The 2,313-nt window shown below is 63.9% G+C and carries 2 protein-coding genes; both read right to left on the bottom strand.

Features of this window, described 5'->3' with window-relative positions:
- On the bottom strand, positions 1-1,163 hold a 1,163-nt coding region (locus AC6RA4_RS24930; protein ID WP_500164929.1), incomplete at its 3' end, for an NADH-quinone oxidoreductase subunit M.
- Positions 1,163-2,313 (bottom strand): proton-conducting transporter transmembrane domain-containing protein (locus AC6RA4_RS24925; RefSeq protein ID WP_500164927.1); only part of this gene is annotated, 1,151 nt, incomplete at its 5' end. The genes AC6RA4_RS24930 and AC6RA4_RS24925, both read right to left, overlap by 1 nt.

Genomic DNA, 2,313 nt, shown 5'->3' with positions numbered 1-2,313 from the left:
AGCATGAAGATCAGCGCGTAGGCCGGCATCCGGTTCACGAGGCCGCCATAGGCGTCGATCTCGCGGGTGTGCATGCGGTCGTAGATCACGCCGACGCAGAGGAAGAGCGCGCCGGAGATGAAGCCGTGGCTCAGCATCTGGAAGATGGCACCGTCGATGCCCTGCTGGTTGGCGGCGAAGATGCCCATGGTCACGTAGCCCATGTGGGCCACCGACGAATAGGCGATGAGCTTCTTCATGTCCTCCTGCACCAGCGCCACCAGCGAGGTGTAGACGATGGCGATGGCCGACATCCAGAACACCAGCGGCGCCATGACCTCGGAGCCCACCGGGAACATCGGCAGGGAGAAGCGCAGGAAACCGTAGCCGCCCATCTTCAGCAGGATCGCCGCCAGCACCACGGAGCCCGCGGTGGGCGCCTGCACGTGCGCGTCGGGCAGCCAGGTGTGCACCGGCCACATCGGCATCTTGACCGCGAAGCTGGCGAAGAAGGCCAGCCAGAGCATGGTCTGCAGGCCGCCGACGATGTGGATGCCCAGCACCTCGAAATCGGCAAAGGCGAACTCGTGGGCCAGCAGCGTCGGGATGTCGGTGGTGCCGGCATCGGCATACATCGCCACCATCGCCACCAGCATGAGCACCGAGCCGAGGAAGGTGTAGAGGAAGAACTTGAAGCTGGCATAGATGCGGTTCTTGCCGCCCCAGATGCCGATGATCAGGAACATCGGAATGAGGCCTGCCTCGAAGAACAGGTAGAACAGCACCAGGTCGAGCGCCATGAACACGCCGAGCATCAGGGTCTCGAGCAGCAGGAAGGCGATCATGTATTCCTTCACCCGCAGCTTGACGTCCCAGCTGGCGAGGATGGTCAGCGGCATCATGAAGGTGGTGAGCATGACAAAGAGCACCGAGATGCCGTCGACGCCCATCTTGTAGTTCATCCCCATGATCCAGTTGCCCTCTTCGACCATCTGGAAGCCGGTGTCGGAGGCGTCGAACTGGAACAGGATGAACAGCGAGATCACGAAGGTCGCCGAGGTGGCGATCATCGCCAGCCACTTGGCGTTGCGGTCGGCGGCCGCGTCCCCGCCGCGCAGGAACAGCGCCAGGATCAGCGCCGCGAGCGCCGGCAGGAAGGTGACGATGGACAGCAGGTTATCCATTAGTGGGCCCCTCCGAGGATCGACATCCAGGTCACCAGGATCGCAATCCCGATCACCATGGCGAAGGCGTAGGTGAAGATGTAGCCGGACTGCGCGCGTCCCGCGAGCTTGGTCAGGAAGGGGATGATCCCCATGGCGACGCCGTTGATGGTGCCGTCGATGACGTTGCCGTCACCGCGCTTCCAGAAGATCCGGCCCACCGCCTTGGCGGGGCGGACGAAGAGGAAATCGTAGGCCTCGTCGAAATACCACTTGTTGAGCAGGAAAAGATACAGCGGACGCTGGTTCTCGGCGAGCTTGCGCGGCAGGGTCGGGTTCACGATGTAGAACCAGTAGGCGACGACGAAGCCCAGAACCATCGCGACGAAGGGCGAAAGCTTGACCCAGACCGGCGCGTGGTGCGCGTCGTCCATCACGGTGTTGTCGGGCGCCATGTAGATTGCACCATACTCGAGCCCGGTGGCGGCATGGGCGTCTGCGCCCTCCGCGCCATGGGCCTCGTCGGCGGCTGCGGTCTCTTCGCCATGGGTCTCTTCGCCATGTGCCTCCTCGGCCGCGGGCGCAGCCTCCTCGGCATGGTCGGCCTCGGCGCTCTCGTGCTCGGTTCCGTGGCCGCCCTCGGAAGCCTCGGCGTGATGGGCGGGCATTCCGAAGAAGCTCAGCACCTTGTCGTGGTCGCCGAAGAAGGACTTGTAGAACACCATGCCCGAGAACACCGCGCCGATGGCGAGCACGCCGAGCGGGATCAGCATGACCTTGGGGCTCTCATGGGCGTGTTCGTGGGTGTGCTTGTCGCCCCGCGCCTTGCCGAAGAAGGTCAGGAAGATCAGGCGCCAGCTATAGAAGCTGGTGAACAGCGCCGCGATGACCAGCATCCAGAAGGCGTAGCCCCCCGAGGTTCCGGCCCAGGCGCTCTCGATGATCGCGTCCTTGGAGACAAAGCCCGCGAAGCCGAACCAGCCGGTCAGCGGGATGCCGACGCCGGTGATGGCCAGCGTGCCGATCATCATCGCCCAGTAGGTCATCGGGATCTTGGTCCGCAGCGCGCCGTAATTGCGCATGTCCTGCTCGTGATGCATCGCGTGGATCACCGAGCCCGCGCCGAGGAACAGCATCGCCTTGAAGAAGGCGTGGGTCAGCAGGTGGAACA

The organism is Salipiger sp. (genome assembly GCF_059781815.1).
Note: the sequence above shows the minus strand (reverse complement) of the source record. Positions and strands in the feature narration are given on the sequence as shown.